At 68.3% G+C, this 23385-nt stretch carries 21 protein-coding genes; 9 read left to right on the plus strand and 12 right to left on the minus strand.

Going from position 1 to position 23385, the window contains the following annotated elements:
- Positions 1-49: 49 nt before the first annotated feature.
- Together E3N86_RS03115 and truB are read right to left on the minus strand one after the other, a co-directional pair.
- A complete protein-coding gene (locus tag E3N86_RS03115; RefSeq protein WP_104100259.1) occupies positions 50-418 on the minus strand; it encodes a hypothetical protein in 369 nt (122 codons plus the stop codon).
- Positions 415-1392: a tRNA pseudouridine(55) synthase TruB gene (truB, locus tag E3N86_RS03120; RefSeq protein ID WP_134511322.1), complete on the minus strand. Its 978-nt coding sequence runs from the start codon at positions 1390-1392 to the stop codon at positions 415-417. Before truB ends, E3N86_RS03115 begins: the two co-directional genes overlap by 4 nt.
- A gap of 129 nt (positions 1393-1521) precedes the next feature.
- Here truB and E3N86_RS03125 point away from each other — a divergent pair, with 129 nt between their 5' ends.
- A complete protein-coding gene (locus E3N86_RS03125; RefSeq protein WP_134371791.1) occupies positions 1522-2526 on the plus strand; it encodes a ketopantoate reductase family protein in 1005 nt (334 codons plus the stop codon).
- A gap of 29 nt (positions 2527-2555) precedes the next feature.
- On the opposite strand, the gene E3N86_RS03130 is transcribed toward E3N86_RS03125, so the two are convergent.
- Positions 2556-3212 carry a hypothetical protein gene (locus E3N86_RS03130; protein ID WP_134343301.1) on the minus strand — a complete coding sequence of 219 codons (657 nt, stop codon included), beginning with the start codon at positions 3210-3212 and terminating at the stop codon, positions 2556-2558.
- A 79-nt stretch (positions 3213-3291) separates the two neighbouring features.
- Between E3N86_RS03130 and E3N86_RS03135 the strand changes: the two genes are divergently transcribed.
- Positions 3292-4146 (plus strand): A/G-specific adenine glycosylase, encoded by an 855-nt coding sequence (locus E3N86_RS03135; protein WP_166784823.1) that lies wholly within the window; start codon positions 3292-3294, stop codon positions 4144-4146.
- A gap of 101 nt (positions 4147-4247) precedes the next feature.
- Here the strand turns inward: E3N86_RS03135 and rbfA are convergent, their stop codons facing one another.
- The 4 genes from rbfA to nusA form a co-directional block, all read right to left on the minus strand.
- On the minus strand, positions 4248-4790 hold the full coding sequence (rbfA, locus tag E3N86_RS03140; protein ID WP_104100263.1) for a 30S ribosome-binding factor RbfA: 543 nt from the start codon (positions 4788-4790) through the stop codon (positions 4248-4250).
- Positions 4791-4888: 98 nt separating this feature from the next.
- Positions 4889-7747: a translation initiation factor IF-2 gene (infB, locus tag E3N86_RS03145; protein WP_134511313.1), complete on the minus strand. Its 2859-nt coding sequence runs from the start codon at positions 7745-7747 to the stop codon at positions 4889-4891.
- 76 nt (positions 7748-7823) lie between these two features.
- Positions 7824-8081: a YlxR family protein gene (locus tag E3N86_RS03150; protein ID WP_134511314.1), complete on the minus strand. Its 258-nt coding sequence runs from the start codon at positions 8079-8081 to the stop codon at positions 7824-7826.
- Positions 8082-8089: 8 nt separating this feature from the next.
- Entirely contained in the window at positions 8090-9103 is a 1014-nt protein-coding gene (nusA, locus tag E3N86_RS03155; RefSeq protein WP_104100266.1) for a transcription termination factor NusA, read from the minus strand.
- Between the two features lie 155 nt (positions 9104-9258).
- On the opposite strand from nusA, the gene E3N86_RS03160 reads away from it, so the two are divergent.
- Positions 9259-10080, plus strand: coding sequence for a DUF1206 domain-containing protein (locus E3N86_RS03160; protein ID WP_134343307.1), 822 nt, complete (start codon positions 9259-9261; stop codon positions 10078-10080).
- Positions 10081-10101: 21 nt separating this feature from the next.
- Here E3N86_RS03160 and E3N86_RS03165 read toward each other — a convergent pair whose 3' ends face one another.
- Entirely contained in the window at positions 10102-11853 is a 1752-nt protein-coding gene (locus E3N86_RS03165; protein ID WP_134511323.1) for a proline--tRNA ligase, read from the minus strand.
- A 647-nt stretch (positions 11854-12500) separates the two neighbouring features.
- Positions 12501-13661: a flavodoxin-dependent (E)-4-hydroxy-3-methylbut-2-enyl-diphosphate synthase gene (gene ispG, locus E3N86_RS03170; RefSeq protein WP_174720143.1), complete on the minus strand. Its 1161-nt coding sequence runs from the start codon at positions 13659-13661 to the stop codon at positions 12501-12503.
- Between the two features lie 141 nt (positions 13662-13802).
- Here ispG and E3N86_RS03175 point away from each other — a divergent pair, with 141 nt between their 5' ends.
- Entirely contained in the window at positions 13803-15002 is a 1200-nt protein-coding gene (locus E3N86_RS03175; protein WP_104100269.1) for an acetyl-CoA C-acetyltransferase, read from the plus strand.
- A 149-nt stretch (positions 15003-15151) separates the two neighbouring features.
- On the opposite strand, the gene E3N86_RS03180 is transcribed toward E3N86_RS03175, so the two are convergent.
- Positions 15152-16531 carry an RIP metalloprotease gene (locus tag E3N86_RS03180; protein WP_166784821.1) on the minus strand — a complete coding sequence of 460 codons (1380 nt, stop codon included), beginning with the start codon at positions 16529-16531 and terminating at the stop codon, positions 15152-15154.
- 153 nt (positions 16532-16684) lie between these two features.
- On the opposite strand from E3N86_RS03180, the gene E3N86_RS03185 reads away from it, so the two are divergent.
- The 3 genes from E3N86_RS03185 to E3N86_RS03195 are packed head-to-tail and all read left to right on the plus strand — an operon-like array spanning position 16685 to position 19369.
- Positions 16685-17986 (plus strand): serine/threonine-protein kinase, encoded by a 1302-nt coding sequence (locus tag E3N86_RS03185; protein WP_255453034.1) that lies wholly within the window; start codon positions 16685-16687, stop codon positions 17984-17986.
- Positions 17983-18414, plus strand: coding sequence for a hypothetical protein (locus E3N86_RS03190; RefSeq protein WP_104100271.1), 432 nt, complete (start codon positions 17983-17985; stop codon positions 18412-18414). Before E3N86_RS03185 ends, E3N86_RS03190 begins: the two co-directional genes overlap by 4 nt.
- A 25-nt stretch (positions 18415-18439) precedes the next feature.
- Entirely contained in the window at positions 18440-19369 is a 930-nt protein-coding gene (locus E3N86_RS03195) for a hypothetical protein (protein ID WP_104100272.1), read from the plus strand.
- 18 nt (positions 19370-19387) lie between these two features.
- Here the strand turns inward: E3N86_RS03195 and dxr are convergent, their stop codons facing one another.
- A complete protein-coding gene (gene dxr, locus E3N86_RS03200; protein ID WP_134511316.1) occupies positions 19388-20470 on the minus strand; it encodes a 1-deoxy-D-xylulose-5-phosphate reductoisomerase in 1083 nt (360 codons plus the stop codon).
- A 65-nt stretch (positions 20471-20535) separates the two neighbouring features.
- Here dxr and E3N86_RS03205 point away from each other — a divergent pair, with 65 nt between their 5' ends.
- Positions 20536-21330 (plus strand): 1-acyl-sn-glycerol-3-phosphate acyltransferase, encoded by a 795-nt coding sequence (locus E3N86_RS03205; protein WP_134511317.1) that lies wholly within the window; start codon positions 20536-20538, stop codon positions 21328-21330.
- 76 nt (positions 21331-21406) lie between these two features.
- Positions 21407-22744, plus strand: coding sequence for an aminotransferase class III-fold pyridoxal phosphate-dependent enzyme (locus E3N86_RS03210; RefSeq protein ID WP_134511318.1), 1338 nt, complete (start codon positions 21407-21409; stop codon positions 22742-22744).
- A gap of 111 nt (positions 22745-22855) precedes the next feature.
- Here the strand turns inward: E3N86_RS03210 and E3N86_RS03215 are convergent, their stop codons facing one another.
- Positions 22856-23341, minus strand: a complete 486-nt coding sequence (locus E3N86_RS03215) for an OsmC family protein (protein ID WP_104100294.1) — start codon at positions 23339-23341, stop codon at positions 22856-22858.
- Positions 23342-23385 lie beyond the last annotated feature (44 nt).

Below are 23385 nucleotides of genomic sequence, written 5' to 3' on the forward strand. Positions count from 1 at the left end.
GCATCCGTGGATCTGATTTCACGGGCGCCGGACTTCTCGGCCCTGAATCTCACAGGCCCTGGACGGTCCAGATCTGCCACATGCGGTAGACCATCACGGCGACGCCCAGCCCGGCGACGCCCAAGATGACCGTGCTCCAGCGGCTACGTTCGATCAGCGCCCAGGCTGCGGCGGCCACGGGCACGAGAATTGCGCTGATCAGGTAGGTGTAGAACTCGAGCAGGCTGCCGGTCGCGGTGTTGCCCGTGAGCGGGGCGACGATCGCGACGACGAGTTGCACGATCAGCAGCAGCTCCACGAGCGCGGTGGCACCCATGGTGAGGTCGCTGGGTTTGCGCCCGGCCAGGCCGAGGGCGATGCAGAGCAGGCCGGCGAGGGTGGCCACGGCCAACTGGAGCCACATGAACCACTCGATCATGCGGTGGCCTTCGGGGCTGCCACGGTTTGCGCGGCATCGGCGACCTGATCCGGCGGGAAGTTGAGCAGGGACTTGGCGTGGTCGCCGCGGTACTCGACCAGGCCGACCAGCCGGCCGTCCGGCGCGACCGCGGCCACCGGGCCGACCGGAACCGCCGTGCCGGCTTCGGCGTCGGTGCCGACTGCGCCGTCCACCGCGATGCGCTTGCCGTGTCCGAGGTCGATGGCCTGCTGCTCTGTCAGGTCGAGGCGTCCCAGGATGCGCGTGGCGGCATCCGTCGGGCCGATCAGTCCGGCAGCGACGTCGAGTTCGGCGAGCGGCTGGGCCATGTCGATGCCGAACGGGCCGATCCGGGTTCGGCGCAAGCTGGTGAGGTGGCCGCCGACATCGAGGGCGGCGCCGAGGTCGCGGGCCAGCGCCCGGATGTACGTGCCGGAGGAGCACTCCACCCGCACCTCGAGGTCGAGGAAGCCGTCGCCCGGGGTCAGGGAGAGCAGCTCGAACGCGCTCACGGTGACGGGGCGGGCCGGCAGGTCCACTTCCTCGCCGGCGCGCACCCGGGCGTAGGCGCGCTTGCCGTCGATCTTGATGGCGCTGACGGAGCTGGGCTGCTGCGCGATGGCGCCGGTGAGGGCGCCGATTCCGGCCGCGACGGCTTTCGGCGTGACGGCGGCCACGGCGTCGACGGATGCCCGCGCCAGCTCTTCACCCTCGGCGTCGTCGGTCGTCGTCGACGTACCCAGTCGAATTGTTGCCAGGTATTCCTTGTCGAGGCCGACGACGTACGTCAGCAGGCGGGTGGAACTGTTGATGCCGAGGATCAGCAGGCCGGTGGCCATCGGGTCCAGCGTGCCGGCATGGCCGACCTTGCGGGTGCCGGCCAGGCGGCGGGTGCGGGCGACGGCGTCGTGGCTGGTCCAGCCCTGGGGCTTGTCGACCAGGAGGAGTCCGCTGACGGTGGTGCCGACCTTCATCGACCGCTGCCCGGGCGTCCGTTCGACTGTCGGTTCGCTGGCTGGCCCGCCGGATGCTTCGTTCATTCTTGACATGGTATCCGGCCCCGGTCCGGCGCTGACCCATCGGGCGCGACCTAGGCTGGGGGGATGAATATTGCGGTGATCGGAGCCGGCGCCCTCGGCGGCACGTTCGCGACCCTGCTCGCCCGGGCCGGTCATACGGTGACCGTGACGGCGCGCGGACCGGCGCTGGCGGCCATCCGGGCCGAGGGGATTTCACTGACCGGGGCCTTCGGAACCGTACGCCAGCATCCGCTCGCGCTCGAACGTCTGGCCCGGACCCCGCAGCTGACGCTCGTCTGCACCAAGGCCCAGGATGCGGCTGCGGCCATCGGCGAGAACGCCCGGGTGCTCGACGGCTCCCCCGTGATCGTCGTGCAGAACGGCCTCGACGGGGTGCTCACGGCGGGCTCTCTGCTGCCCCGCTCGGACTGCTTCGGCGCCCTGTCGATCATCGCGGCGAATTACGCGGCACCCGGCCAGGTGACGATCACAACCGCCGCGCCCACCTATCTGGGCCGGGGAACCGGCGCCGCGGATGCCGCCACGCTCGCCTGGCGGGACGTGCTCGCCGGCGCCGTGCCCACCGTCGCCCTCGACAACTTCGTCGGTGCCCAGTGGACCAAACTCGTCGTCAACATGCTCAACGCACTACCCGCGATCACCGGGATGAGCGTTCAGAATGTCATCGACCACGCCGGGCTGCGCCGCTTGATGACCGAGAGCATGCGCGAGACCGTGGAGGTGGGGATGAAGCGCGGGGTGCGTTACGGCAGCCTGCAGGGGCTCGGCGACCGGCCGTTGAGAGCCTTCTCGCGGCTGCCGCCGGCCCTCGGCCAGGTGCTGCCGCTGAGGCTGAAGGCCCGCATGGGCGACGTGCCGAACCTGGGTTCGACGCAGCAGAGCCTGAAGCGCGGGCAGCTCACCGAGGTCGACTTTCTCAACGGCGCGGTGGTGCGGGAAGCCGCCCTGGCCGGCGTGCGGGCGCCCGTGAACGAGCTGCTGACAACTCTCGTGCACGAGGTTGAGGCACGCGGGGTGTCGCTGGCCCCGTACGACGTGCTCGAGCGGTTCGCGGCGCTCCGCCGATGACCGTCACGACCCGTGACCCAAGACCCCGATCAGCAGCTGTCGAGGAACACACGGCGCGGGTCGGCCGGGTTGCTCACGTCGACGATGGCCGTGGCCCGGCTGCGCGGACGCACCTCGCCGCGGTACAGCCGGTCGGCGACCTCGTGCTCGGTGACCATGCCGGTATCCTCGGCACCGCCTGGTCCGAAGCGCACCGCGTCCGCCTCGGTCTCCACCAGAACGCTGTACGACCACAGGTCGCGCAACTCCTTGCGGTTCAGGTACTCGCCGTCGAGAATCAGCGTGGCGTCGGACGGCCCGGTCAGCCAGGTGGGCTGGATCCAGGCATCCCGGTCGGCGTCGAACGCTCGGGTGACGAAACCGGTGCTGCCACCCAGCCGGAACGGGTCGAGCAGCACGCGCCGCAGCAGCGAGAAGTCGTACAGGTGGCGCAGCAGCCGCTCGGGAGATTCCGGGCCGAAGCGCTCCTGCTCCGCGCGCGACCGCCGGAAATCGCGCAGGGAGGCTGAGAACACCGGATGCTCCCGCTCATCGAACACGGCGGCCAGGTCGTCGGCGAAAGCGGCGCGCTCCGCGGCATCCGTGCCGTCGATGGCGACGACCGTGCGACCGAGACCGTAGACGCCAAGGATTTCGGTCGCGAGTTCCCGCAGGAACTCGATCCGGGGAGTGGAGGCAAGCTTCATCTTTCGAGCCTAGGTTAGAACGGTGAATGCCACGCTCACGCTTGCTCCTGCAGCCGGCTCCCCTGCCCTCAGCCTCGCCATCAACGCCTGGTTCCGGGGCAATGCTCGCGACCTGCCCTGGCGCCGGCACGGCTTCGGCGCCTGGGGCGTGCTGGTGAGCGAGTTCATGCTGCAGCAGACCCCGGTGAACCGGGTGATTCCCCGCCTCGCGGAGTGGCTCGAGCGCTGGCCGACCCCGGGGGACCTCGCGGCGGTCCCGCCCGGCGAGGCGGTGCGGGCCTGGGCAAACCTGGGCTACCCTCGCCGCGCTCTGTGGCTCCACGCGGCCGCGGTGGAGATCACCGAGCGGCACGATGGGGTGGTCCCCGCCGACGTCGACGCCTTGCTGGCCCTCAGCGGGATCGGCGACTATACGGCCAGGGCGGTCGCCGCGTTCGCTTACGGCCTGCGGCATCCAGTCGTCGACACCAACACCCGGCGCGTCATCGCGCGCGCCGTGGCCGGTCAGGCCGAACCGGCCCCACCCAGCCGCACCCGCGACCTTGACGCCATGAGCGCGCTGCTCCCACTTCCCGTGAGCGACGCCGCCGTATTCAACGCCGGCATGATGGAGCTGGGCGCCGTGGTCTGCACCGCCAGGATCCCCCGGTGCGATGACTGCCCCATCCGCGCCGCCTGCGCCTGGCGCCTGGCGGACTACCCGCCCTATTCCGGCCCGCGCAAAGCCGTGCAGAAGAAGTTCGAGGGCAGCGACCGAAAGGTGCGCGGCTTGATCATGGCCGAGCTTCGCGCCACCCGGCACCCGGTGACGGATGCCGAGATCACCGACCTGTGGGCCGACTCACCCCAGCGTGACCGGGCTTTGGCGGGCTTGCTGTCCGACGGCCTCGCCATTGCCACCGCACCCGGCGAGTACACCCTGCCGCAGGAATAAGCCCCTTCGGGCGCGAGAAAAGCCGAACCGGCCCGCACACCGCTGACGGATGATGCGGGTCGGCACGGCCGGCCGGTCACTGACCGGCAGGTGTTGCTTCCTTACTTCTGCAAATCCGACCCGGCGGGAACTTCGGCGGGAACTTCGGCGTGTTGGCCGCCCCCGGGTTGCACCTCGTCGTCTTCCTCGTCGTCGCCTTCGTCTTCGTCGTCGCCGTCGTCGTATTCGCGCGCCTTGACGTAGGGGTCCTCGTCGCCGGCATACTTCGCCGTGCGTGCCTGCTCCTCGACCTGCGTGTCGCGCTCGCGCGCCTCACGCAGCAGGTCGTCGATCAGGGCCGCGTTCTCCGGGATGGCGTCCGCAATGAATTCGAGCGACGGCGTCAGCCGGGCGGTGATGTTCTTACCGACCTCGCTTCTCAGCATGCCGGTAGCCGCCTTGAGCGCTGTCGCGCTGTCGGCTCGTTCCTCCGCCGAACCGTAGACCGTGTAGAACACCGAGGCGTGCTGCAGGTCACCGGTCACCTTCACGTCGGTGATGGTCACGAAACCGAGCCTCGGATCGCGGAGTCCGCGTTCGATGCGCTTGGCCACGATGACCTTGATGCGGTCGGCCATTTTCCTGGCGCGTGCCGGATCTGCCATGGTCTAACTCCTATTGTCGAAATATTACCGAAGGTGCGGGCCCCGCCGCGTCCGAGTTCAGGAACCCAGCGAAACCCACACCCATCATCCGTACGTCCTTAGACCCGCGGCTTTTCCTTCATTTCGATCGTCTCGATTTCGTCACCGATCTGGATGTCGTTGAACTTGCCCAGGCCGATACCACACTCGAAGTCCGTACGGACCTCGGTGACATCGTCCTTGAACCGGCGCAGTGACTCGATGCCCAGGTTGTCTCCCACGACGACACCATTGCGGATTACCCGCGCCTTGGCGTTTCTCGTGATGACGCCCGATCGTACGATGACGCCGGCGACGTTTCCGAACTTGGAGGAGCTGAACACCTCGCGGATCTCGGCGACACCACTCTGCACCTCTTCGAACTCGGGCTTGAGCATTCCCTTGAGGGAGTTCTCGATGTCCTCGAGTGCGTTGTAGATGACCGAGTAAAAGCGCACATCCACGCCTTCACGGGCTGCGCGTTCGCGTGCCTTCGTGTCGGGGCGCACGTTGAAGCCGATGATGATGGCGTTGTCGACGGTGGCGAGGTTGACGTCGCTTTCCGTGACCGCACCGACTCCGCGGTGGATGATGCGCAGCTGAACCGAATCGTCGACCTCGATCTTGAGCAGCGACTCTTCCAGGGCTTCAACAGCACCGGAAACGTCACCCTTGATGATGAGGTTGAGTGATTCGACCTTGCCCTCTTCGAGTGCACGGGTGAAGTCTTCGAGGCTGATCCGCTTGCGGGCCTTGGCCAGCAGGGCGTTGCGCTCGGCGGCTTCGCGCTTCTCGGCGATCTGACGAGCCGTGCGGTCTTCCTGAATCACCAGGAAGGTGTCGCCTGCACGCGGCACGCTGGAGAGGCCCTGAACCTGGACGGCACGGGACGGGGTTGCGGCGAGCACGGGCACGCCGTTCTCGTCTGCCATCGCACGAACGCGGCCGTAGGCCGTGCCCGCCACGATGGAGTCCCCGACGTTCAGTGTTCCCGACTGGATGAGCACGGTCGCCACGGCGCCACGCCCCTTGTCGAGGCGAGCCTCGATGGCCACGCCGCGAGCGTCCTTGTCCGGGTTGGCCCGCATGTCGAGACCGGCGTCAGCGGTGAGGAGCACGGCGTTCAGGACTTCCTGGATGCCGGTGCCCTGCTTCGCCGACACGTCGACGAACATGACGTCTCCACCGTATTCTTCGGCGACGAGACCGAACTCGGTGAGCTGCTGGCGCACTTTCTGCGGGTTGGCGCCGGGCTTGTCGATCTTGTTGACTGCAACCACGATCGGCACGTTGGCGGCCTGGGCGTGGTTGAGCGCCTCAATCGTCTGCGGCATGATGCCGTCGTCCGCCGCGACCACGAGGATCGCAATGTCCGTCACCTGGGCACCACGGGCACGCATGGCGGTGAACGCCTCATGGCCCGGTGTGTCGATAAAGGTGATGGCGCGTTCAATGCCCTCGTGTTCGGTGATGACCTGGTAGGCACCGATGTGCTGCGTGATTCCGCCGGCTTCGCCCGCGGCCACCTTCGCGTTACGAATGGCGTCCAGGAGCGCGGTCTTGCCGTGGTCGACGTGACCCATGACGGTGACGACGGGGGGACGGGCGACAAGCTCGTCATCCGTCTCGTCTTCCAGCTCCTGGTCGATGTCGATGTCGAAGGCGAGCAGCAGCTCGCGGTCTTCGTCGTCCGGAGAGACCATCTGAATCTTGTAACCGAGCTCGGAGCCGAGAACGTCGAACGTGGCCTCGTCGAGCGACTCGGTTGCCGTGGCCATCTCACCGAGGTGGAACAGGACCGTGACCAGGTTTCCGGGGCTCGCGTCGATCTTGTCGGCGAAGTCCGTGATGGACGCACCGCGGCGCAGACGCACCACGGTTCCGCCGTCGCCGCGGGGTACGCTCACGCCACCCAGCGACGGAGCCTCGCGCAGCTCAAACTCTGCTCTCTTCGTCCGCTTGGACTTGCGGGCCTTGTTCTTGCCGCCACCGCGACCGAACGCGCCAGCGGTTCCGCCGCCGGGGCCGCGACCGCGACCTCCGGCGCCGCCACCACCGGCAGGACGGGGCGGGCCGAAGCCGGGGGCTCCGGCCGGGGCGCCACCAGGACGCTGGAAGCCGGGGCGTGCGCCGCCGGCACCACCCGGAGCGCCACCGGGACGCTGGAACGCACCCGGACGCTGACCGAAACCAGTCGGGCGCGGGGCCTGCCCGGGTCCACCCGGACGAGGTGCACCGGGGCGCGGGGCCGCGGGGCGCGGAATGTTACTGGGCGAAGACGTGGACGGCGGGCGCTGACCCATGCCCTGCGCGCTCGCAAACGGGTTGTTGCCGGGACGCGGACTCGGGGTCTTGCCCATGCCCTGGTTGCTGGCGAACGGATTGTTGCCCGGACGAGCCGCCGGCGGCTTCGGCACGGACGCACCGGGCTTGGCTGCGTTCGGGGCGCCACCCGCGGTCTTGGCGACCGGGGCATCCGTCGCGGACACGGTCTCGGTGACGATCGCGGCAGCCGCAGCCTTCGCGGCAGCCGCAGCCTTCTCGGCAGCCTGAGCCTGACGCTCGGCGACTGTGAGCGGGGCAGTCGGCATCGGCGGGGCGTCCGCGGTGGGAGCAACCGCTGCGGGGACCTCGACGACGGGACGTACACCCGGCTTGACGGCCAACTTGGCCGGGGACGGACGTGCGCCGCCCGGCTTTGCGGGGGTTGTCGCGGCGATGGGGGTGGCGCCGGCTGGAGCTGTGGCAGTGGCGGCGGGAGCCGCGGTGCTGGAGCCATCGGCCGCCAGGGCGGCGCGCAGACGGCGCGCTACCGGGGGTTCAACGCTACTGGACGGGCCCTTGACGAACTCGCCCATCTCTTTCAATTTAGCAAGGGCAACCTTGCTGTCGACGCCGAGCTCGCTAGCGATCTCGTGTACGCGTGGTTTCGCAGCCACAATTCTCCTGTTCCGGGTCTGCACCCGGAAAGGGGCAGACCGTTAGTAACGGACGGGTCTCATTTCGAGCCGCTCATTAGTTATCCATAAGCCTGTTCAGCCTGTTCTCTAGTTGATTCGCGTCCATTGAACTGGTCACGCGAAGGGCACGCCCGAAAGCGTGTCGCCGCTGTGCGTCCTGGAAGCACGCGGTAGTGGGATGCAGCCACGCGCCTCGCCCAGGCAGAGTGGCGGTTTCATCCACCACGAGTTCCGATTCTCGGGCTACAACCCTCAGAAGTGAGGATCGCGGAGCGCGCAAACGGCATCCAATGCACGTTCTAACGGGATTCATCGTACCCCCTATTCCGTGTCCTCCAGAATGCTGTCCGGCTGAATGTCGATTTTCGCACCCGTGAGCTTGGCCGCGAGGCGCGCATTCTGACCTTCCTTGCCGATCGCCAGCGACAGCTGGTAGTCGGGAACGAGGGCTCGGACGGCCTTGATCGATTCGTCGATCACGTAGGAACTGGTGACCTTGGCCGGCGACAGTGCGCTGGCGACGAAGGTGGCCAGGTCTGGCGAGTAGTCGACGATGTCGATCTTCTCGTTGTTGAGCTCCACGGTGACGGCGCGCACGCGCTGGCCGAGTTCGCCGATGCAGGCGCCCTTGGCATTGACGCCGGGCTCCGTGGCGCGAACGGCCATTTTGGTGCGGTGACCGGCCTCACGGGCAAGCGAGACGATTTCGACGACGCCGCTGGCGATCTCCGGCACCTCGAGGGCGAAGAGGCGACGCACCAGCGAAGGGTGCGTGCGGGACACCGTGATCTGCGGGCCTTTGAGGCCCTTGCCGACGGCAGTTACATAGACGCGAATGCGCTGTCCGTGCACGTAGCTCTCGCTCGGCACCTGCTCTTCGGGCGGCAGGATCGCCTCGATCGTGCCCAAGTCGACGTGGATCATGCGCGGGTTCGGACCCTGCTGGATGATCCCGGCGACGATCTCACCCTCGCGGCCCTTGAATTCACCGAGCACAGCGTCATCGGCCAGGTCGCGCAGACGCTGGTTGATGACCTGCTTGGCCGCGAAGGCCGCGATGCGACCGAAGTCGGTGGGGTTGTCGACGGCTTCGCCGACGACGTTGCCCTCTTCGTCGTGTTCGGGCACAAAAATGTCGACGTGGCCGGTCTTGCGGTCGAGGACGACGCGCGCTTCCGGCTCTTCCTCGACGACCTGCTTCGTGGAGACTTCACCCTGCTGGGTGTGCTTCACGTAGGCCGTCAGAATTGCTTGCTCAATGATCCGCACGAGTTCCTCGAAGGGAATCTCTTTCTCGCGCTCCAACTGCCGCAACACGCTGAGGTCGATGTCCATGGCCGGCCTCCTCTATTCAGATCTTGCCGCCGCGAAACTGCGCAGCGGGCTCGTCCTAGATTAGCCGAATCCCCGGACGCCCGTCACCCGACCCAGGCCCGTCCCGCGCCGAAACTGCCTTCCCCTCGGCCCGAGCGCGGCGCTACGCTGGGCGGATGGCCGCCGATTCCGTATCCGACAACGCTCACCACGCTGCACGCACCGTCGAGGGCAGCCGCACCTTCCAACTTCTGGCCCGCGCCGGTTATGCGGTGAACGGCCTGCTTCACATCATGATCGGCGCCATCGCAATCAGCGTGGCAACGGGCGCCGGTGGCGAGTCGGCAGACCAGTCTGGCGCGCTCGGGCAGCTGGCCCAAACCCCCGGCGGCGTGTTCGTGCTCTGGACGGTGGTTCTCGGCCTGGCCTCGCTCGGCCTCTGGTATCTGGTACAGGTGTTCCTTGAACCCGCCCAAGATCCGAAACGCAAGTGGGCCCACCGCGCCGTCCTGATCGGCAAGGGTGTCGTCTTCCTGTTCATCGCGGGGACGGCGTTCACGTTCGCCCGCGGAGCCTCGGCAAGCTCGTCGGAAACAGCCAGCGACTCGACCGCGAGACTGCTGTCGATTCCCGGGGGCGTCGTGCTGCTCTTCGTCGCCGGCCTGGCCGTGGTCGTGATCGGCGGCGTCTTCGTTCACCGAGGCGCCAGCCATGGCTTCACCGACAGCATCACGGTGCCCGGCGGCCCGGCCGGCACGGTGGTCGTCATCCTCGGAACCGTGGGCTACATAGCGGAGGGCATCGCGCTGGCCGCCGTGGGCATCCTCTTCACCGTGGCGGCTTTCACGCTCGACCCGGAGAAGGCCACCGGCATGGACGGTGCGCTGAAATCACTCGTGGCGCTGCCGTTCGGGGTGGCGATCCTGGTGCTGGTCGGCGCCGGAGTGATCGCTTATGGCGTGTACTGCTTCGCCCAGGCACGGCTCGCCCGCCTCTGAACCTTCAGCCGGGCCGGGCGCTCAGGCGAAGCTGGCGGCCAGTTCGGCAATGGCCACCTGGGTGCGCCCACCGGTGCGACGGTCCCAGAGTTCCACGATGCCGTCGGCGGCGCCACGGCCCACGATGACGATGACGGGGATGCCGATCAGTTCCGCGTCGCCGAACTTGACGCCCGGCGACACCTTGCGGCGGTCGTCGTAGAGCACGTCACGCTGGGTGCCCTCCAGCATGGCGACAACGGTTTCGGCAGTCTCGAAGACGACATCGTCCCGGCCGGTGGCGATCACGTGCACGTCGAACGGCGCGACCGTCTCGGGCCAGATCAGCCCCTTCGGGTCGTTATTGAGTTCGGCGATGGTGGCGAGGATGCGGGTGACGCCGATGCCGTAGGAACCCATCGTGACCGTGACGAGCTTGCCGTTCTCGTCGAGAACCTTGAGGCCGAGCGCCTCAGCGTACTTTCGGCCGAGTTGGAAAACGTGGCCGATCTCCATGCCGCGGGCCAGCTCCACCGGGCCGGAGCCGTCGGGCGCGGGATCGCCGACGCGAACCTCGGCGGCCTCGATGGTGCCGCCCAGCGCGAAATCCCGGCCGGCGACGAGACCGAAGACGTGGCGGTCGGGCTCGTTCGCGCCCGTGATCCACTCGGTGCCCTCCACGACGCGCGGGTCAACCAGAAAACGGATGCCGGTGGTCGACTTCTCACCAAACACCGCTCCGTTCGCGCTCCAGGGTCCGATGTAGCCCTTGACCAGCCCGGGGAACTTGGCAAAGTCCGTTTCGTTCGCGGCCTCGACCTCGGCGGGGGTGACGGCCACCTCGACGCGCTTGAGGTCCACCTCGCGGTCGCCGGGGAGGCCGATCACGAGGAGTTCACGGGTGCCGTCGGGTTGGATGAGCGCGAGGACGACGTTCTTGAGGGTGTCCGCGGCGGTCCAGGCGCGGCCGTCGGGACGCGGATGATCGCTGTTGGCCCGGTCGACCAGGGTCTGGATGGTGGGGGTGCCCGGGGTGTCGAAGACCTCGGCGGCGGGGAAGCCAGCCCAGTCGATCGATGGCGGGACGACCGTGCGGAACGCCTCGATGTTGGCCGCGTAGCCGCCGGCCGAGCGTACGAAGGTGTCTTCACCGACCGGGGTCGGGTGCAGGAACTCTTCGCTCTTGGAGCCGCCCATTGCGCCGGCATCCGCCTGAACGATGACGTACTCGAGGCCGAGCCGGGTGAAGATGCGCTCGTAGGCGTCGCGCTGAGCCTGGTAGCTCGTGTCGAGGCCGGCATCCGTGTAGTCGAAGGAGTAGGCATCCTTCATCGTGAATTCGCGGCCGCGCAGCAGCCCGCCGCGGGACCGGGCCTCGTCGCGGTACTTGTCCTGGATCTGGAAGATCGACAGGGGCAGGTCCTTGTAGGAACTGTAGAGGTCCTTCACGAGGAGTGTGAAGACCTCTTCGTGGGTGGGGGCGAGGAGCAAGTCGCTGCCCTTGCGGTCCGTGAGCCGGAAGAGGCCGTCGCCGTATTCGTCCCAGCGGCCCGTGATCTCGTAGGGTTCCCGCGGCAGCAGGGCCGGGAAGTGCACCTCGAAGGCGCCGGCCGCGGCCATCTCCTCGCGCACGATCGTCTCGATCTTGGCCTTGACGCGCAGACCGATCGGCAGCCACGCGAAGATTCCGGGGGCTTGGCGGCGGATGTAGCCGGCGCGCACCAGCAGGCGGTGGCTGGTGACCTCGGCGTCCGAGGGGTCTTCGCGGAGGGTACGGAGGAAGTAGTTGGACATACGAATAGGCACTCACCCACTTTACGGCGCGCGGACAGACGTCGCGGCGCACCCGGTGGACGCCGGCACCTGTTCCGCGGTCCGCGGGATTCCACAACCCGCGCCGCGAACCGTCTTGACCGAGGTGCCGCCAGCGGCGGTCGCACCAGCGGCGGTCGCACCAGCGGCGGTCGCGCTCGCCGAGACCTGGCGACCCGACGTGCGGAGGCCCCCGCCCCGGGCATCCGTTGCGGCCGGTCGCTAACCCCAGAGATTTTCGCAACACGCCGCACACTACGGCGCCAAAACCGGTGTGTCTCAAAAATTCCCGCGTTTACGTGACAACGGATGCCCATGACGAGTGTGCGCGGCTGGCCCAGCGACGCACCGCGACGCCGAATGACCGCACGTTCCGGCCGACGAGTCCTTCCCATCAGAGCCCCGGCAGTTTCCCTCTCCCGAACGAACTCGACGGAGATTCTGCCGGAATCGGCCCTGGAGCCCGCGAAAAGTCCCCACTACGTGAAAATCTCCGTCGAATTGGTTCAACGCTGGTACGGTGCTCCACCTGTGATGAACGTCATGCACGCGGCGCCTGAGATCTGATCTCCCGGACGCGACGCGACGCGACCCAGCGAATGGGACTCGCTGGACTCGTTGGATCTCGACTAGTTGGAGCCGACCGTCACGACGGGGGCGCCGAGGGAGTCTTCGCTCGGCGGCATCTCGGCGGCCATCCGGTTGGCCTCCTCGATCAGGGTCGCGACGATCTCCGACTCCGGCACGGTCTTGATGACCTCGCCGCGCACAAAGATCTGGCCCTTGCCGTTACCCGACGCCACGCCGAGGTCGGCGTCGCGGGCCTCGCCCGGTCCGTTAACGACACAACCCATCACGGCAACCCGGAGCGGCACGGTCATGCCCTCGAGGCCGTCGGTGACGTCGTTGGCGAGCTTGTACACGTCGACTTGGGCGCGACCGCAACTCGGGCAGGACACGATCTCCAGCTTGCGCTCGCGCAGGTTCAGCGACTGCAGGATCTGCAGGCCCACCTTGATCTCCTCGGCCGGGGGCGCGCTCAGCGACACCCGGATGGTGTCACCGATGCCTTCGCCGAGCAGGATACCGAACGCAGTGGCGCTCTTGATGGTACCTTGGAACGACGGTCCGGCCTCGGTGACGCCGAGGTGCAGGGGCCAGTCGCCGCGTTCGGCGAGCAGCCGGTAGGCCTTGACCATGATCACCGGGTCGTTGTGCTTGACGGAAATCTTGAAGTCGTGGAAGTCGTGTTCCTCGAACAGGCTGGCTTCCCAGACGGCGCTCTCGACGAGCGCCTCCGGGGTGGCTTTGCCGTACTTCTGCAGCAGGCTCGGCTCGAGCGAGCCGGCGTTGACGCCGATGCGGAGGGAGACGCCGGCTGCTTTGGCCGCGGCGGCGATCTTGCCGACTTGGTCGTCGAACTTGCGGATGTTTCCCGGGTTGACGCGCACGGCGGCACAGCCGGCGTCGATCGCGGCGAACACGTAGCTCGGCTGGAAGTGGATGTCGGCGATGACCGGGATCTGGCTCTTCATCGCGATGATCGGCAGCACCTCGGCGTCGTCGCGGCTGGGCACGGCGACGCGCACGATGTCGCAGCCGGATGCCGTCAGCTCGGCAATCTGCTGCAGGGTCGCGTTGATGTTCGTGGTCGGTGTCGTCGTCATCGACTGCACGCTCACGCGCGCGTCGCCGCCGACGAGTACCTTGCCGACCTTGATCTGACGCGTCTTGCGACGCGGAGCGAGAACTTCAGGTACTTTGGGCATTCCCAGGTTGATTGCAGCCACGGCGACAGCTTACGCGGCGAGACCGGGCGAAATCTGAACGGATGCCGGATGACTCCCGACGGTCGGGGCCACCGCCGGAACGCATCGCCACCCCTACCCGATCGGCCCCCGGCCCGATCGGTCTTCTGAAGGAGATCCGCTATGAACCACAGTGCCGTGAACAGCAGCGACGTCGTCATCCTCGCGGGCTCGCGCACACCGCAGGGTCGGGTGAACGGGCAGCTCTCAGGCCTCACCGCCGTGCAGCTGGGAACCGCTGCCATCACCGGGGCGCTCGCCCGCGCCGGCGTGACACCCGATCAGGTGCAGTTCGTGCTTATGGGCCAGGTCCTGCAGGCCGGCTCCGGCCAGAACCCGGCCCGGCAGAGCGCGATCGGCGCCGGCATCCCGTGGAACGTTCCGGCAATGACACTGAACAAGGTGTGCCTCTCGGGGTTGGCCGCCGTGATCGACGCGGCCCGGATCATCCGTCTCGGTGAAGCGGATGTCGTCGTGGCCGGCGGCCAGGAATCGATGTCGAACGCCCCGCACCTGCTGCCCGGCTCGCGCACGGGCTGGGCCTACGGCAGCGTCACCATGCTTGACCACGCCGCCAGCGACGGGCTGACGGATGCTTTCGACGGCCTCTCTATGGGCCTTTCCACCGAGCATGTCAACGGGCGGCTCGGCCTGCTTCGGGCGGACCAGGATGCCATCGCGGCCGCCTCTCACCAGCGCGCCGCCGCCGCCGTCGAGAACGGCGTCTTCGACGACGAGATCACCCCGATCAGCGTTCCGCAGCGGAAGGGCGAGCCGCTCCTGGTCGCCACGGACGAGGGTGTGCGCGGCGACAGCACCACGCAGACGCTGGGCCGGCTGCGCCCGGCCTTCACCGAGGACGGCACCGTCACGGCCGGCAACTCGTCGCCGCTGAGCGACGGTGCCAGCGCCCTCGTGCTGTGCAGCCGCCGCTTCGCCGACGACAATGAGCTCAGCTGGCTGGCGGTGGTGGAGTCCTCCGGCCAGGTCGCCGGACCCGACAACTCGCTGCACTCACAGCCGGCGAACGCGATCCACCGCGCGTTGGAGCGCCAGGGCTGGGCGGCCAACGAGCTCGACCTGGTCGAGATCAATGAGGCCTTCGCCGCGGTGTCGCTCGAATCGACCCGGGAGCTCGGCCTCTCCCCCGAGCAGGTCAACATCCACGGCGGCGCGATCGCCCTCGGGCATCCGATCGGGGCCTCGGGCGGCCGCCTCGCGCTGCACGCGGCGCTTGAGCTGGCCCGGCGCGGCACCGGTAAGGCCGCCGTCGCCCTCTGCGGCGGCGGCGGCCAAGGTGAGGCGCTGCTGCTCTCGCGCTAACGCCCGTACCGGACGCCGCTCGCAGACGCCGAGAGTCGCCGTTTTTGCCCAGTTGACCTGGCGGAACGGCGACTCTCGGCATTTTCGGCGAATCTCGGCGAATCTCGCCGGGCAGAGCCGCGGGGAGCTGCGCCGGGACGCGCCGCCGATCAGCCGAAGATGTTGATCGGTTTGACGATGTCCGCGTAGATCAGCAGCAGGCTCATGGCGCCGAGCACCACCACGACGGCGAAGGTGAGCGGCATCAGTTTCGCCGTGTCGACGGGGCCCGGGTCGGGGCGTCTGAACAGCTTGGCGATCTGACGCCGCAACCCTTCCCAGAGCGCGCCGGCGACGTGTCCGCCGTCGAGCGGCATCAGCGGCACCAGGTTGAACACGAACAGGGCCACGTTGAGCGAGGCCAGGAGCCCCAGCATGCTCGCGATCTTGCTGTTCACCGGGATGGCGTCGATGCTGGCGATCTCGCCGGCGACGCGGCCGACCCCGACCACACTGATCGGGCCGTTGGGGTCGCGCTCCCCCGGTCCGAAGGCCGCGTTGGCGATATCGATCATGCGCTGCGGCAGGTTCGCGATCATGTGCACGACCGCGCCGATGTTCTCGCCCACCGCGGGCAGCACGGCGGTCGCCGGCTGCGGCACGAACTCGCCAGCCGGGCCGATTCCGACGAAGCCGACCTCCTGAGTCCTCGGCTCGCCGGCGGCATCCTCTTCGATCTCGCCGTCGGCATCGCTCACGTAGCGTTCGGTGAGTTTCGGGGTGATGGTCAGGGTCTGCTGGGTGCCGTTGCGTTCGACGACGGTGGCAAGCGGGATGCCCGGCGACTCGCGAATGATCTCGGTGGACTGGTCCCAGCTGTCGATCGGGGTGCCGTTCATGCTGACCAGGCGGTCGCCCGGCTGCAGGCCGGCCGCGGCGCCGGGCGCCTTCTCGTCGGTCGGTTCGCAGGTCTGCCGGGTGCTCGTGGCCGGCAGCACGCACTCGGACACGCTGCCGACGCTGGTGCTGGCCTGGGCCGTTCCGAAGCCCATCAGGAGCACGGCGAAGAGCACGACCGCGATGAGGAGATTCATCGTGGGCCCGCCGAGCATGATGATGACACGCTTGAAGACGGGCAGGCGGTAGAACGCGCGGTGCTCCTCGCCCTCACCGATGGTGTCGGCGCTGGACTGGCGGGCGTCGTCGACCATGGTGGCCATGGCGCCGGGCTTCTTCTCCGGTTCACCCTCCTGCACCAGCTGGTTGAAGAAGCCAGTGCTGGATGCCTGCACTCTGCCGCCCTTTTTGGCGGGCGGGAACATGCCGATCATGGCGATGTAGCCGCCGAGCGGGATGGCCTTCACGCCGTACTCGGTCTCGCCCTTGCGACGGGACCATAGGGTGGGCCCGAAACCGATCATGTACTGGGTGACCTTGACGCCGAAGAGCTTGGCGGGAAGCAGGTGCCCGATCTCGTGCAGGCCGATGGACAGGGCAAGGCCGACCACGACGATCAGAACGCCCAGAATATACAGCAGCACGGTTTCCACAGTCGTAGATTACCCACTCCACCCTGCGAGGGCGCTGGCTGTTCCCCCTGCAAGGTGTGGTTTGCTTGACTTTACGGATCCACGAGGAGGTTCCCTCTGTCCAAGCCACACGCCGTCGGTCCCATCGGCATCAGCCTGGCCGACCGTTTTCGTATCGACGCTCTGCTCGGAACGGGCGGGATGGCATCCGTTTACCGGGCCACCGACCTCTTTCTGGGGCGTACGGTCGCCGTGAAGCTGTTCCGTCTCGACACGGCCGACGACGCCGGGCCCGAGCGCCAGAGCGGCGAGGTCACGGTGCTCGCGAGCCTCAACCACTTCGCCCTGGTCACCCTGTTCGACGCCGGCACGGCCGTGATCGACGGAGTCTCGCGCACTTACATCGTGATGGAGCTCGTGGACGGCACGGACCTGCGCAGCAAGATCGCCGACGGGGCCCTGCACCCCGACGAGGTGGCAGCCATGGGCGCCGACCTCGCGGAGGCGCTGCACTACGTGCACGCGCAGGGCATCATCCACCGCGACATCAAGCCCGCGAACGTGCTGCTCGCACCGTCGGGCTTCCCCGGCCGCGCCATGCATGCCAAACTCGCCGACTTCGGCATTGCCCGTCTCTTCGACGCGACCCGCCTCACGGCGACCGGGTCTCTGCTCGGCACGGCCGGCTACCTCAGCCCCGAACAGGCGCTCGGCAACACCATCGGCCCGCCCAGCGACGTCTACTCGCTCGGACTCGTGCTGCTCGAATGCCTCACTGGCGAGCGCGCCTTCACCGGAACGGCGATTGAATCGGCAATGGCCAGGCTGCAGCGGCAGCCGCACATCCCGGCCCATCTCGGCCAGCGCTGGGCCGCTGTTCTGGGCGGCATGACCATCCGCGAGCCGGCCGACCGACTCAGCGCGGGTGACGCAGCCGTGCAGCTGCGACGCCTGGTCAGCGGGGAGAACGTCGCCGATGTCACCGCAGTCACCGTGGCAATGGGGGCTCCGGGGGCCACCGAGCTTCTGGAACCCACCGCCGATCCGGGCGCCAACGAGCTGTTGGAGCCCACTGCCGTCCTGGGCGCCACCGAAACCCTCGAGCCCACCGCGGTCCTCAGGGCCGCGACCCTCGAGCCGACTGCGGTTCTGGCCGTCACGAAGGTCATCGCTGCCCCGAAACCCGGCGCGGATTCCCCCACCGAGTTTCTGACGCCGGCCGGCGCTCCGGCCCGCTCACCGGGCCGCGCGGCGGAACGGTCCCCGGGTAGCGCCCGTGGCACCACCATCGCTCCCGCGTGGCGCCGGCCCCGAGTGCTCGCCTCGCTCGGAGTCCTGGCCGCGCTCATTCTGCTCGCCGTGGTGGTCTTCACCCCGCGGGTGGCTGAACCGGCCACGCCCGCCGCTACCTACCCGGCCGTCGACGGCTCCCTCGGCACCAATCTGAAACGACTCCAGGAAAGCGTGACGCCATGATGCCTCGGGCCCGCCTAACACTCGCACTGGCCGCGGTCACGCTCGTCGCGTCCACCCTGACCGGGTGCGGGAGCACACCTCCCGACCTGCAGCAGAGCACCGCCACCGAGTTGCAGGCCGGTGTGCGGAACGTCACAGCGGCCGCCGCGGCCGGCGACTTCGAGGCCGCCCAGGCCTCGCTCGAGGCCGTCCAGGCCGACCTGCTGACCGCGGCCGCGGCGGACGGGGTGAGCGCCGCCCGTGCTGCCGACATCCAGTCAGCCCTCAATCTGGTGTCCGCGGACCTGACCGCCGCGATCGAGGCGAGCAAGCCGGAGCCGACCGTGGCCCCGGTTCCAGCCCCGAGCCCGACGTCCGTTGACAACGGCAACGACAAGGACGACGGTAAATGCAAGAAGAACGACGACGGCTGCGACGACGAGGACTAGCGTCGGCCTCACCTCAGGAGGATACATGCCCCAGCAACTGATCGTCGGCGCCGGCATGGTCGGACGACCGCTCGCCGAGCGTCTGATGATTCGAGGAGACCAGGTGACCGTCGGAACACGCTCCGGCGCGGCGGCACCCGGGGTAGAGTCCGTCGTGCTGAACGCGAGCGACGCCCAGACCTTCACCCGGGCGGCAACCGGCATGTCGACGATCTTTCTGTGCATCAACCCGCGGTACACCGACTGGCCCACCCAGTGGCCGCCGGTCATCGACGCGGCGCTGACGGCGGCATCCGTCACCGGCGCCCGCCTGGTGATGATGGGCAATCTCTACCCGTACGGGTCTCCGACCGGGCCGATGACCGAGCATTCGCCGGAAACGACCACCGAGACGAAGGGGCTCGTGCGCAAGGAGCTCTGGCACCGGGTGAGGGACGCGCACGACCGCGGCGAGATTCGGGCCGTCGAGGTGCGGGCGAGCGATTATTTCGGGCCGGGCGTCGTCGGCACTGCGCATCTCGACGACCGGTTCTTCAGAGCCATCCTGGAATCGAAGACCGCCCGGGTCGTGGGCCGGCCCGGGCGCGTGCACAGCTGGAGCTACCTGCCCGACATCGTGACAACTCTCGTGGCCGCCGCCGACTACCGGGGCGACTGGGGCCGCCTCTGGCATGTGCCGAGCACGGCCATCACCCGTGACGACATCGCCGCCCAGCTCAACCGCCGCTACGGCACGCACGGCACGGTGGCGGGCTACCCGCAGTGGCTGCTCAAATCGCTCGGCGCGCTGAACCCGATGATGCACGAGATCTGGGCCTCGAGCTATCAGCTCAGGGTGCCGTACATCATCGATTCCGCCGAAACCGAGCGCGAGCTCGGCGTCGGCAAGACCCCGTGGCCGGATGCCCTCGCCGCCACCGCGGACAGTTACCGCAGCTCAGGCGACACAGCCTAAGCTGCGTGGCCGGCTTTCTCAGCGGGCGAGGAGCTTGTCCGCCGCGGCGCGGGCCCACGCCTCGGCGCCGACGAGCGACTCGCGTGTGAGCGGGCCGTCCTGCTCGTGCCGTTCAACGACACGCTGGATGGTGTCGACGATGTCCAGAAACCCGATGGTGCCGGCGTGGAAAGCTGCCACGGCCTGCTCGTTCGCCGCGTTGAACACCGCGGGGTAGGTGCCGCCCGCGCGCCCGACCTGCTTGGCCAGGTCGACGGCCGGGAAAGCCGTCGTGTCGAGGGGCTCGAAGGTCCAGTCCTGCGGGATGGTCCAGTCGATCGGGGTGCCGACCGCCGCGACGCGGTTCGGCCAGTCCAGCCCGAGCGAGATCGGCAGACGCATATCCGGCGGGGACGCCTGGGCGATCGTCGATCCGTCGATGAATTCCACCATGGAGTGCACGACGGACTGCGGGTGCACGACCACATCGATGCGCTCGTATTCCACATCGAAGAGCAGGTGCGCTTCGATCACCTCGAGGCCCTTGTTGACGAGGGTGGACGAGTTGGTCGTGACGACGAGCCCCATCTCCCAGGTAGGGTGCGCGAGCGCCTCGGCCGGCGTGACGTCGGCGAGCTGCCCGCGTCGTCGGCCACGGAACGGGCCCCCGGATGCCGTCAGCACCAGGCGTCGCACCTCGCCGGCCGTTCCCGAGCGGAGCGCCTGCGCGATGGCGGAGTGCTCGGAGTCGACGGGCACGATCTGTCCCGGCGCCGCCAGCGACTTCACCAAGTCGCCGCCGACGATGAGCGATTCCTTGTTGGCCAGGGCCAGCGTGCGACCGGCTCGCAGGGAGGCGAGAGTCGGCCCGAGGCCCACCGAGCCCGTGATGCCGTTGAGCACCACGTCGGCCTCGACGTCGCGCACGAGCTCTTCGGCCTCGTCCGCGCCGAGCGCCGTGTGCTCGACCTCGAACTCGGCGGCCTGCGCCTCGAGCATCGTCCTGTTGTTGCCGGCGGAGAGCCCGACCACCTCGAACCGGGTGGGGTTGGCCTTGATCACATCGAGGGCCTGGGTTCCGATCGAGCCGGTCGACCCGAGAATTACAACTCGTCTGCGCATCCTGCAATTTTAGGTGGCACCGCCGCCTTTCGTGGCGGGGCGGGCCGTGGCGGTAGGGTCCAAGGATGACCGGTTCCAAAGAAGATTCCCAGGATGCAACTCCCGTCGACCTGTCGGCGAAGGAATCGGAGCGCACGAAGCGCCCCGGATTCGTCTACTTTCTCGGTTACGGCATCATGGCGCCGATCGCCCGGCTGGTCTTCCGCCCCACCATCACCGGCCGGGATAACATCCCGCGCAGCGGCCGCGTCATCCTGGCCAGCAACCACCTGTCGTTCATCGACAGCATCGTGATTCCGCTGGTCGCACCTCGGCGCGTGCAGTTCCTGGCCAAGTCCACCTACTTCACCGGCACCGGGTTCACGGGTTTCGTCTCGCGCACCTTCTTCACCTCGATCGGAGCGGTCGGGGTCGAACGCGGCGCGGGGCAGGCCGCCCAGGACGCTCTCGACGCCGGCCGCAACATCCTCGAATCCGACAGCGCGTTCGCGATCTACCCGGAGGGAACCCGTTCCCTCGACGGCCGCCTGTACAAGGGCCGCACGGGCGTGGCATGGCTCGCCCTCACCACGGGGGCCGTCGTGGTTCCGGTCGGGCTGATCGGCACACAGGAGATCCAGCCGGTGGGAGCGAAATTCCCGCGCATCCGCAAGGTCACGGTCACCTTCGGCGAGCCCCTCGACCTGAGCCGCCACGGTTCCGCCGAGTCCGGCAAGGCACGGCGCGGCGCGACCGACGAGATCATGGCCGCGATCCACGCCCTGTCCCGTCAGGAATTGGCCGGCCGGTACAACGAGTCGCCGCCCTCGGGAACCCTGCAAAAGATCGCCGACCGGGTCTTCCCGCGCGAACGCGTCTAGCCGCTTTCGGACCGGCCGAGCCGAGCATCCGTCGCCCGGAAACACCGCGGAAACGGGCGCGACCTAAGCTGGGGTCATGTCTGACACGTATTCGGTACCCCAGGAGCGCAAGCTCGTCACCGCCCTTCCCGGCCCCAAGTCGGTCGAATTGCAGGAACGCCGCCTGCGCGCGGTTTCCCGCGGTGCGGGCACGCTGGCGAACATCTATATGGATCACGGAGCGGGAGCGATCCTCGTCGACGTCGACGGCAACCAGATCATCGACCTCGGCTGCGGCATCGGCGTGACCACCATCGGTCACGCGAACGACGAGGTGGCCGCGGCCGCCGCGGCGCAGGCCGCCAAGCTCACCCACACCCTGTTCACCGTCACCCCGTACGAGAACTACGTGGCCGTCGCGGAGAAGCTCGCCGAGATCACCCCCGGCGACTTCGAGAAGCGCTCCATCCTGGTGAACACCGGCGCGGAAGCCGTCGAGAACGCCGTGAAGATCGCCCGCAAGTTCACCGGCCGGCGCGCCATCGTTGCGCTCGACCACGCGTTCCACGGTCGCACCAACCTGACCATGACGATGACTTACCGCCCCTGGCCCGAGCGCGCCGGAATGGGACCGTTCCCCGGCGAGATCTACAGCGTGCCAACCAGCTACCCCTACCGTGACGGCCTGACCGGCGAAGAAGCCGCCGAGAAGACCATCGACTACATCAACACCCATATCGGCGCCACCGAGATCGCGGCCTTCTTCATCGAGCCGATCCAGGGCGACGGCGGCATCGTCATCCCCGCCCCCGGATTCTTCAAGCGCCTGAGCGAATTCTGCACCGAGCACGGCATCGTCTTCGTCTCCGACGAGATCCAGGCCGGCATCGCCCGCACCGGCGCCTGGTACGGCATCGAGCACCACAACGTGGTGCCGGACCTCGTCACCACCGCCAAGGGCATCGCCGGCGGATTCCCGCTCGCCGCCGTCACCGGCCGCGCCGACATCATGGACTCCGTGCAGCCCGGCGGCATCGGCGGAACCTTCGGCGGCAACCCGGTCTCGACCGCGGCCGCCCTAGCCGTCTTCGACCTGATCGAGCGGGACGACCTCCTCGGCGAGGCGCAGCGCGTCGAGAAGGCCCTCTGGGCGCGCATCGGTGACTGGCCGAAGCGGTTCTCGGTCGTGGGCGACGTGCGCGGCAAGGGTGCGATGTTCGGGGTGGAGCTCGTTCACCCGGGCACGACCACACCGTACCCCGAGGCTCTCACCGCGATCATCAAGCACGCGACCACCAACGGCGTCATCGTGCTGGATGCCGGCAGCTGGGACTCGGTGCTGCGCATCATGCCGTCGGTCGTCATCTCCGAGGCGCTGATCGACGATGCCGCCTCCGTTATCGAGGAAACCCTCGCCGCCTTGTCCGGCCCGTAGCACCGATAGAACCCCGGGTAGGTGGCGGCGAGCGTGCGGCGGAAGCCGTCTGATCGCCGCCGCCGCAGGGAGCACGGCCACCGACCGCACGTTGCGGTGACCGGGTCGGCGTCACACCTCAGTATCGGCGAGCGCCACCGTCTGCGGCTGGTGAATGACGGGGAAGTTCACGGATGCGCCGATGAAACAGAGGCCGGCGGCCTCCGCGTGCAGGGACTGCGCGAGTTCGACCTGGCCGGGGTCGGCAACCGTGACGCGCGGTCGCAGGGTCACCTCGGTGAAGTGGCCGCCACCATCCGTCGTCTGGGCCATCGACCCGGTCGCGTCGTCGGTATAGTCGACGACCTGCACGCCGTGCTTCACGGCGACGTGCAGGTAGCTCATCAGGTGGCATTCGCTGAGGGCGGCCAGCAGCAGTTCCTCCGGGTTCCAACGGTCGGCGTCCCCGTGGAAGGTCGGATCGGCCGATGCACTTATCGGCTCCTTGCCGGGGGCGGTGATCAGGTGATCCCGGCCGTAGTCCCGATAGCTGCTCGTGCCGGTGCCTCGGTTGCCTGTCCAGGCGATGTTCACGGCGTAGTGGTGGTGTGCACCGATCACGGCGCCTCCTTCGATTTGCGCGGCTCTGCGGGCCGATTCGC

Origin of the sequence: Cryobacterium sp. Hz7 (assembly GCF_004402815.1) — a bacterium.
Lineage (GTDB): Bacteria > Actinomycetota > Actinomycetes > Actinomycetales > Microbacteriaceae > Cryobacterium > Cryobacterium sandaracinum.